This is a genomic window from Nocardia pseudovaccinii NBRC 100343 (assembly GCF_001613225.1).
Taxonomy (GTDB): domain Bacteria; phylum Actinomycetota; class Actinomycetes; order Mycobacteriales; family Mycobacteriaceae; genus Nocardia; species Nocardia pseudovaccinii.
In genome coordinates this window covers 1-10,069 of sequence record NZ_BDBY01000439.1, presented here as the reverse complement: position 1 = coordinate 10,069, position 10,069 = coordinate 1, and the positions used below count along the sequence as shown (strand labels likewise).

Annotated in this window: 5 protein-coding genes and 1 tRNA gene; 2 read left to right on the top strand and 4 right to left on the bottom strand. The window is 66.8% G+C overall.

Translation table 11 applies throughout. The annotated features are described in order from the left end of the window. Positions 1 to 5,273: fatty acid synthase subunit beta domain-containing protein (locus NP3_RS45470; protein ID WP_157124993.1), on the bottom strand; the 5,273-nt coding region annotated here is incomplete at its 3' end. 385 nt (positions 5,274 to 5,658) lie between these two features. Here NP3_RS45470 and NP3_RS45465 point away from each other — a divergent pair. After that, positions 5,659 to 5,740: transfer RNA gene (locus NP3_RS45465), tRNA-Leu, on the top strand. 373 nt (positions 5,741 to 6,113) lie between these two features. Here NP3_RS45465 and NP3_RS45460 read toward each other — a convergent pair. Beyond that, entirely contained in the window at positions 6,114 to 7,547 is a 1,434-nt protein-coding gene (locus NP3_RS45460) for an ATP-binding protein (protein ID WP_063047896.1), read from the bottom strand. Between the two features lie 129 nt (positions 7,548 to 7,676). On the opposite strand from NP3_RS45460, the gene NP3_RS45455 reads away from it, so the two are divergent. Then, complete coding sequence (locus NP3_RS45455) at positions 7,677 to 7,883, top strand: hypothetical protein (RefSeq protein ID WP_063047895.1); 207 nt, start codon at positions 7,677 to 7,679, stop codon at positions 7,881 to 7,883. Between the two features lie 503 nt (positions 7,884 to 8,386). On the opposite strand, the gene NP3_RS45450 is transcribed toward NP3_RS45455, so the two are convergent. Together NP3_RS45450 and NP3_RS45445 are read right to left on the bottom strand one after the other, a co-directional pair. Beyond that, complete coding sequence (locus NP3_RS45450) at positions 8,387 to 8,851, bottom strand: nitroreductase family deazaflavin-dependent oxidoreductase (RefSeq protein ID WP_063047894.1); 465 nt, start codon at positions 8,849 to 8,851, stop codon at positions 8,387 to 8,389. A gap of 36 nt (positions 8,852 to 8,887) precedes the next feature. Then, positions 8,888 to 10,069, bottom strand: a 1,182-nt coding sequence (locus NP3_RS45445) for an ABC transporter permease (protein WP_157124992.1), incomplete at its 5' end; no start/stop codon positions are given.

Sequence of the window (10,069 nt, the reverse complement as noted above, 5' to 3'; positions counted from 1 at the left end):
TCGGTCGAGTAGACGACCGCGGCCTCGCGCTCGATATTCAGCACCTCGACGGTGGCCGTGCCGAAGGCGGGCAGCTTCAGCGTCTGGCTGGCCAGATTCGCCACGGTCGGCGTTGCGCCCAAACCGATTTCGACGAAACGCTGCACCCCGAGTCCGCCGTCGGCGGCATCGGTGAACAGCAGATCCTGGGTCTCGATCCAGCGCACCGGGCTGGCGAACTGCCAGGCCAGCAGCTCGATCAGCACCACGCGGCACAGTTCGGTCGGGCGTGCGGCCCAGTTGTCGAAGTCGGCGAGCACGGTGGCCAGCGGCTCCGAAGGCACCAGATCGGCGATCTCCTGGATGAACGCGCGCTCCAGCGAGAACGGCTTGGGCACCAGGTTCGGAATGTAGCGTCCGAGCAGGATTTCCGGGTGCAGGTCCGCGGGCAGCAGCTGTTCGAGCTTCTGCCGGAACTCCGGCACACCCTCGCGCAGCACGGTGGAGTGGAACGGCACATCGATGCCCGGAACCAGGATGAAGGCCCGCTTACCGCCGAATTCGGCACGGCGGCGGTCGATTTCGGTCTCCAGGGCATCGAGGCCCTTGACCGTGCCCGCGATGGCGTACTGCGAACCGCGCAGGTTCAGGTTGACGACCTCGAGGAATTCCCCGACGCTCTCGCCCACGCCGTTGACGAAGTCGATGACCTCGTCATCGGGCAGACCGATCTGCGACGGCCGGATGGCGGCCATCCGGTAGTCGCTGCGACCCTGCGCATCCCGGGGCACCAGCTCGTGCATGGCGGAACCGCGCTGGAAGACGACCTCCAGCACCGCCTCCAGCGGCAGCACACCGGCGACGGCAGCGAGCGCGTTGTACTCTCCGACCGAATGTCCGGCCAGCATGGCGCCCTCGACGTAGGCGCCTGCCTCACGCAACTCGGCGACCTGGGCCACGCCGAGCACCGCCATGGCGACCTGGGTGAACTGAGTCAGGTGCAGCACGCCGTCCGGGTGCCGGTGTTCGACACCGCGCGCCTTGAGGTAGGTCGGGTTGTCCCGCACCACGGCCAGGATCGAAAAGCCGAGTGCCGCACGGGTGTGCTTATCGGCGCGCTCCCAGATCTCCTTGGCGGCCTTCGAGCGGGCGCGGGCGTCCAGGCCCATGCCCTTGCGCTGAATGCCCTGGCCCGGGAAGGCGTAGACGGTCTTCGGGGCGGCGGTGCGACCGGTCGCGGTCATCACCAGATCCCCGTCGGCACGGCAGGAAACCTCGACGATCTCGCTACCCGCGTCGACCGCGATCCGCTCGACGCGCACGTCGATCTCCGCGCCCGGGCGGACCATGCCGAGGAATCGGGTGGTCCATGCCGTCAAAGTCCGTGCCGGAGTAGAGCTTTCGGGATCCACTGCGGACACCGCGTGTTGCGCGGCGGCCGAGAGCCACATGCCGTGCACGATCGGGCTGCCGAGTCCGGCCAGCTTGGCGGCCGAATCACTGGTGTGGATCGGGTTGTAGTCACCGGAGACCGAGGCGAAGGCACGCATGGTGCGCGGTGCCAGCATGGTGACGTCACGACGGCGGCGACGCGGGGTGTCGGTGGCCGCATCCGAGACCACACCCGCCGCGCGCGGCGGATCGGTCAGCTCGCCCGCGCCGTTGCGGCCGCGGATGGCGAAGCGTTCGGTCAACGTCGCCAGCGGCACCACGTCGAGGCCCTGATCCCGCATCTCGCCGACGGACACCCGCACCTCGACGACGCGTCCCAGGTCGGTGTCGACAACGTCACCCGATTCGGCGCGGACAACGAGAATGCTGGTGTCGTGCGGCAGGTCGCGCTCGAGTGCGATCTGGTGATCGAGGTGGACCAGATCCAGCATGCCCTCGATGACACTGTCGCCGTCGGCGCTACGCGCGGCGCCGAGCACCGCGAAGACGGCGGGCCAGCACGCACCGACGAGCACATCGGGCACGCTGCGCCCGAGCGTGCTCAGTGTGCCGGGCAGGCCCGAACCGGTGACGCCCGCGTGATCGGCGATGAGGTCCGGGGTCCAGGCGACATTGAGGTGTGCGACCTTGCCCTTCACCTCCGGCAGCGCCTGGCCCGCGGCGACCGCGAGCAACGCGGACATGGCGGTGTCGGCATCGGTTTCGGTGATGACCGGCGCGCCGCCGTTGTAGAGAGAGGTCGGCACGGTGATGCGCAGGCGGATGCGCACGGCATCACCGCCGAACAGCGGCACCGTGAGCTCGACGTAGGCGTGATCGGCATCCGGGCCGGTGGTTTCGGTAATCGTCGCACCGGTCGGCGGATGGACGGCGCCCTTGTCGTCGACAGTCCATTTGGCGAGGTCGCCGAGGCGGTGGATCGGGTTGACCGTGGTGCGGCCGGACCATTCGACATCCGGCGCGGCCAGCACCGCATCGACCGGTCCCTCGGTGACACCGGCGGATCGGCGCGCGTCCACCGCGACCGGCGAGACACCGGCACGAACCAGCGCGTACGCCGTGTCCTGCTCGAAGCGATCGAGCAATTCGCCGACGGGCTCGTCGACGCGGGTGATACCGGCGACCGAGACCGTGCCCGGAATGACACAGACCTGATCGGCCGAGTAACGCGGATCATGGGCCTGCCACAGCGAATCCGAACGCCACCAGCGGCGCACGTCACCGTCCACCACGGGCACGAAGTTCACCGGCTTGCCCGGGGTCTTGCACAGGCTGACGAAGAACGGCACGTCCGCCGGGTGCAGCAGGGTCTGCTCGGCCGCCGGGTACTGCTGCTTCAGCGTGCACAGTGCCTCGACCGGGTTCTCGAAGACCGCGTCGGATTCGAACAGCGTCGGGATCTCACCGCGGTCGGCCGGATGCAGCCGGGATTCGGTGCGGCGCATCATCTCCGCGAACCGGTCGCGCCAGGTGATGTCGAGCCAGACCGAACGGGTGGCGTCCAGGATGGCGTCACCGAGGTCGCTGCCGCAGTCGAAGTCCTTGCGGCGGTCCAAGCCGACGGCCAGCTCGACATAGCGTTCCAGCCACTCGAGGTAGGTCATGGTCGTGACATCGCCGAAGTACGGCTTGGCCGTGGCGTTCAGCGCGGCGATGATCTCGTCGCGACGCTCGGCGACCGCGTCGGCGTCACCGGCGACCTCGTCGAGCAGGCGGCCGGTGCGCGAGGCCGCATTGTCGATCTCATGGATATCGGCGCCCAATTGGCTACGGCCGGAAGCCATTCCGCCGTTCGCGGTGCCCGCGCCGACCCAGTCCGGGGTACCGGGGGTGTCGACGAGCAGTTGCTTGACCTCGGGTGCGGTGGTGGCCTCGAGCGTCGCCATGGCGGCGGTGCCGACCAGCACGCCATCGAGCGGCATCACCGGATAGCCGTGCGGCACAGCCCATTCACCGGTCAGGTATTCGGTCGCGCGCTCCGGGGTACCGATGCCGCCGCCGACGCAGACCACCACATTGTCGCGGTTGCGCAGCTCGGCGTAGGTCTCCAGCAGCAGATCGTCCAGGTCCTCCCAGGAGTGGTGTCCACCGGCCCGGCCGCCCTCGATGTGCATGATCACCGGGTAGTCCGGCACCTCGTCGGCGATGCGCAGCACCGCGCGGATCTGGGCGACGGTGCCCGGCTTGAACGCCACGTGCGTGATACCGACCTCGGTCAGCTCCGCGATCAGCGCGACGGCCTCTTCCAGCTCCGGAATACCCGCGGTCACGACGACACCGTCGAACGGCGCACCCGCCGTACGAGCCTTCTGCACCAGGCGCTTACCGCCGAGTTGCAGCTTCCACAGGTACGGGTCGAGGAACAGCGAGTTGAACTGCACCGCGCGGCCCGGGTGCAGCAGCGTCTTCAGCTCGGCCACCCGGTCGGCGAAGATCTGCTCGGTGACCTGACCACCACCGGCCAGCTCCGCCCAGTGGCCCGCATTCGCCGCCGCCGCAACGATTTTGGCGTCGACGGTGGTCGGGGTCATACCCGCGAGCAGGACCGGCGAGCGACCCGTCAGCTTGGTGAACGAAGTCTCGACAACGACGCGTCCGCTCGGCAGACGCACCGGGCGCGGCGCGAAGGCCGACCACGGCTGAGCCACCTCGGGCGCGGCGCCGGGGGTCAGCAGGCTGCGCTGACCCGCGCGAGTCGCGGCCGCGAGGATGCCGACGCCGGTGCCCTTGAGCGAACCACTGGTGAGCCGACTGAGCAGATCGCCAGGGCCCAGATCGAGAATCCACTGCGCACCGGCGGCAACGACGCCGTCGACCTCCTCGACCCAGTCGATCGGGTCGACGAGAATCTCCTTGGCCAGCGAACCCGCAAGCTCCGCATCCAGACCACACTGGGACGCCCAGCCGCTCACGATGTCGACCGTGTCGGCGAGCGCGGGGTGATGGAAGGCGACATCGACGGCCAGGTCCTCGAAGACCGGCGCGAACACCGCGCCACCGCGCGACTTCGCATCGCGCTCGCGAGTCTGCTCGTCATGGATCTGGGCGCAACGCTGACGCACCCGCTCCAACTGGGTCGGCGTGCCGGAAAGCACCACACGCCGCCGACCGTTGCGAATCGAAACCACCGCAGCCGCGGCGGGGTCAACGCCCGCGGACACCTCGGCCACCACCGTGCGCAGATGCTCGGGATCGACATTCGATACCGCGACCATCGACGAACGCTCGCCCACCGGCATGAGACCACGCCGCCGGGCAACCAAACCCGCTGCGGCGCCGATCATTTGGGCGATAGCGAGCAGTTCGGCGTCACGCTGCCCACCGGCCTGAACCGAGGTCGCGGCGAGGCGGCCCTGCGAGTGGCCGACGACCGCGACCGGCGCGTGCTCGTTGGCATCCAGACCCTGCAGCCGCAGCGCGCGCACGGCGGCCACCTGCGTCAGGAATACACCCGGCATCGACACCACGGCCGAGCGGAGCACCTGCTCCGAAGGCGCGGCGGAAACCTCCGCCTCGTCACCGTCGGCGAGCTCGTTCTCGAGCATCCAGCCGATCGGGTCGAAACCGACCGGTCGCACCACAAGTAATTGTGCCGCAACAGGTTCCAGCAGCGTCGCCGCTTCATTGACCAATGCGGTCAGCTCGGGCTCCAGTGCGGCATCGCGCCCGATCTCCTCCAACTCACCGAGCCAACGCGCACCCTGCCCACCGAAGGCCAGCGCGTAGGGCGTTCCGCCCAGCAGTCGATCCAGCAGCGGGGCCCTCGACCCCCCTTGCTGTGGCGCCCCAACCACTTTCGGGCTCTGTCCGGTTCCGGCCGCAGTGCTCTCATTGATCGTCAAGACGCTTCGACTTCCTTCTCTGGCGACATGCCGTCGAGACACGCCGCTCCCTCCGGTGCGCAGGTGTTCCTCACCAATGAGCCCTGATGACTGCAAGGATTCCAGAAAATCATGAGGAAATCCTCACGTTTGCTCTCAGGATCCCCGCTTACCACCGGGTATTTCCGTACTTCCGTACCAGAATGCTCGGAAACATGACTCCCCCTCATGTTCAAAGCCGCTGGTCCACCTGGTTACCAACGCGTACGAAACATGAGCACTCCTCATGTTGACCGTTACTGAATCGTTATAATGCCAGGTGGAGTTACTGGCGAGTACGACATGCCGGGGCCGCGCTTCGCGATGTCGGTCAAGGCCGGTAGAGTTTGGACGGTCGTACCATCAAGCGCGAGTGGCGAAATTGGCAGACGCGCCAGATTTAGGTTCTGGTGTCCACGGACGTAGGGGTTCAAGTCCCCTCTCGCGCATTACTCCAGCACCGATTTGCGTCAGATTTGACGCAAATCGGTGTTCGATCACCTCCTCGCACACGTTCCCCTCGCTCGAGCCGTCAGACCTGGCCCAGATGCGACAGCGAAGCCGCTCGCAGCACACATTTCTGTCACCGGTGACACCTCTGTGTGCGCGAGTAGAAGTTCGCTCACCCCCCGTGACACACGGAAACGACACAACTGAGACGGACGCGTGCACGAGCGATCCCTCGCGCACCCCTCCGACAATCGGGTATTGCGCAGTTGAGCCATAGGGAGTGTTTGCTGGACAGCGGCGAGGACTCGAGTGCCTTGCCCCGGAACAGCGGTCACACTTGTAGCGAGAACGGGTGCGTCGTCACTGCTGACCTCACTGCCACGCGCGCAGCAGATCATCCGGTCCCCAACAGGCGGAGATCGGCAAATCACCGTCTACCCCGGACCGCGAAACCGCCACCAACGGGGTATCGAACTGCGTGCCGGGAACAGAGAGCACGCCGCGGGCGAGGGCGTCGTAGTCATGGCGGTCGAACCGACGATCCTCGAGCCATTTGATCGAACCGACGAAATGCACTGCACCCGCCACGGGTTCGCGGTCAGCACCGATCAGATCGAGCTCCGGATTGTTTTGCCGGTTCCACCATCCACCCACCGCATCGGTATCGGGCCATCGGTCGTTGGGTAACAAACGCAGCAGCGATTCCCGGATCACCGGCTCCACCGCGCGGCCACGCCAGGTCGTCCACGAACGCTCGATCCGCTCCAATGCCAAATCCCCCCGGCCCCGTTCGATGAGCGGAATCCCGCGCTCCAGGAAAGCCAGCCAGAACCGCAGATAGGAGTCGGCGATACGGTAGCGCTTGTTCTTGCTGTCCGGCTTCGTGGACAGCGGCAGATCCGCCGCCACAATCCGCTTGCCCTGCAAGGTATTCAGCAAGGGCGTCAGGGTTCCGGCCGCCAACGCGCCGGTGCCGCCCGATGCGGCGGCGATGGCGCTGTAGGTGCGTTCACCGCTGCCGATCGCCTCCAGCACCGCCCGGGAACGCGACGCCTCGGGGAACTCACCGAGCAACGACAACTCTCCCGCCACCAAAAGCGGTGACAGCGGATTCGTCGTGGCATCGCGCAGAAAATCCTTGCGGCTCATGCCCGGTCGCCAGGACTGGACGATCTCCGGAAATCCACCGGTGATCAATAACGCGTCCACCGCCTCGGCCGCCGACAGCTCGGTCATGGCCTGCACATCCGCCAGATGCAAAGGCTGCACGGTCATCTTCGTAGCCCGCCCAAAGAAGGGGCGACCATGTGACTGCAACGCCTCCATCACCGAGATATCGCTGCCCACCAGCACCAACAGCACGGGCTTGGCCGACAGGTGCCGATCCCACACTGTCTGCAGCGCCCCTTCGAACTCGGAGTCCTGCTCCACCAGCCAAGGCACCTCGTCGATCACGACAATGCTCGCAACGTCATCCGGCAAGGCGATGGCCAAGGTCCGCAACGCCTGGTTCCAGTCGACCGCCGATATCCCCGTCACGAGTTCCGCACCACGCAGCGCCGAGTGCACCAAGGCGGCGATGAAGTCCTCGCGTTCAGTGACCGGATTGCGCCCTCGTGTCGCCTGGAATACCACGTACGGAACACCGGAGCGATCACAGAACTCCTGAACCAGACGTGACTTCCCGACCCGTCGCCGACCGGTCATGATCACGGCACGCCCCCGCGTCGCAGCGGTTCCATCTATCACCTGCTGCAGCTGTCGCCCCAGCAGGTCGATGTCCGCTACACGCCCCTTGAACTCCACTCGAGTACCTCCCGGTCCAAAATATAGTACGCATCTTACATAGACTCAATCTAAGTTAGATCTAATCTATGTAACTTGCCGACAACTCGCCCCAGACCCCGAGGGGCAACTTCCTGCGCGACGGGCTCGGTGCCGGTCGCATTCGGGATCGCCGCACGCCATCCGAGCCTGCTCACCGCCGCGCAGGACTCGTTCCTGTCCGGCCTCTCCGTGGCCTGCGTCGTAGTCGCCGCACTCTGCTACGCCGCCGCAGGCCTGGTCGCGCTACCCGGCCGGAGGTTCCGGCACGCCCTTCCCGCCGGGACGGATAGATCGAACACTGTGACCGTGGCCTGAGCCCACACGCGGCGGACAATGGAACCCGCTACCGGCCTGGTGACGGGCAGAATATCCCGCACCAATGGCGACTGGCAGTTCGAGACCATCGGTGTGGGAACACATGCCCAGCATCCGGCCGAAGCCGTGCCCCAGCTGACGAGCTTCCTGCCAGAGCGATGACGGATTCGGACCGGTCTCGATCAATCCCGACGTCGGTGTCGGTGTCGGTATCGAGCCGGTAGCCGCCGGTCGAACGCACGGACGGCTGCGCCAGGCCGACCTGGTCGTAGTGGCGGATCGTCTTCAGTGACAACTTGCCGACCGAGCGAATGCGAGGTTTTCTCGGCAGACTGGGTAGTCGTCGCCCGACCGAAACCTGATGCGGCGCAACCGGTACCGATTTGCTGACGCACTCCCGACGGTAGGGTGGGGACGCGACGAGCTCGAGCGGTTCGGTCGCGCATTCTGAAGCAGGTGATCTCGAATGCCCGGCACGCCGATGCCCTGGCTGAGGACACAAGCTATCCGATGACCAGTCGAACCATCGGAAGGGTATTCACCGGTGTGCCCGTGGCCGCTTCGATGGTGCCGCGCAACCTGGTCCACGCCTTGGGATGGTGATCGATGTAGCGTTCGAGCGCCAACGCGGATTCGTCGGTTGTCATCGGTGTCGCGATCGCGGCGACCTTGCGGCGGAATCCGGTGGAGATCCGCACGTGCGGGTTCGCGGTGATATTGCGGTACCACTGGGCGCCGACGCCGAATCCGGAGACCACGACGTACGTTGCGGATTCGGGATGATCGACCACCTCCAAGGTGACGTATCGGCGAACGCCGGTCCGTCGTCCTGTGTGCTCCAACATCAGCAGCCGCGATCCGAACAGGGATCCGAGGCCGACTCGGTAGAGGATTATCGGTGCTCGGACCACCCATCGGGTTCGCAGCGCGCGAGCGCCGAATCTTTCGGTTCGGCTGGGAGAGACCATCGCTCATGCTCCTTCGGTGATGATGTCGGTCGGGTGTCATTGGGCTCGTTCGCGCACGACGTGGGCGATGTCGATGCGTTGGACCAGGCGCGCCGCCGGCAGCTGTGACAGTCCGGCGGCGGCCAGCACCGCCACGACGGCGAGCACGGGCGCGGCGACGCCGAAGGCGAGTCCGAAGGTGAGTCCGAAGGTGAACATGTCGCTGGTGAACGAACGCAGCAATGCCCAGGCCGCGAAATATCCGGCGGCCAGCCCGAGCGGGACGGCCAGCAGAGTCGCGGTGAGGTTTTCCGCGGCCAGCGACGCGGTGAGCCTGCGCACGGGCACGCCCGCCGCGCGCAGGGTGGCCAGTTCGGTGGTGCGTTCAGCGAGGTTCACCGTCATGGTCACGTAGATGACCGTGAAGGCGAGCACCGTGCCGAAGATCAGCATCGCTGCGATGAACGCCCAGAACAGCCCGAGGAACCGGTCGAGCTGGTCCTGCATGGCGTGGGAGTCGCTGTAGGCGATGACGCCGGGCAGCTCGGTTACCGTGGCGCGCAAGGCGTCTCGATCGGCGTCCGCGGTGAAACGCAGCAGGTAGCCGCGCAGTCCGCTGCCGCCGATATCGGTGACGGTCGCGTCGGTGGCGTAGGCGTAGGTTCCCAGCGGCTCATCGACCAGGCCCGTCAACTGCTCGGCTTTCGGCCTACCGGCCGCAGGGGTGACGGTGAGAGTATCGCCGACCGAGACACCGAGCTGTTTCGCCACCGCGGCCCCGGCGAGGATGCCCGTGTCGGGCAACGCCACGGCGCCGCCACCGGGTGCGCGCAAACCGTGCATCGTGGTGTCGGGCACCAATCCGGTCAGCGTCGTCGAATACGACCGCCCACCGGCGGACAACGTGACCGGCGTGAGACCGGTGGGCTCGACGGCGGTGACGCCGGATATCGAACGCAGTTGGGCGGCAAGCTCGTTCGACGGACTCGAGGTGATCACCGTGGCGTCCTCGCGTTCGATCTCGTCGAATTGGATGTGCAGTGCCGAGCGCATGCTCGTGAGCATGCCGACCGAGGCCAGGATCAGGACCAACGCGAGCACGGTCCCGGTCATCGTCGCCACCGTGCGGCGGCGGCCGCGCGCCAAGGAGCGCACCGTCATTCGCGCGACCACGGGTACCCGGTGCCAGCGTGCGCTCGACCGGGACCATCGCCCCGCCCGCGTCGGGCGCACGCCGTC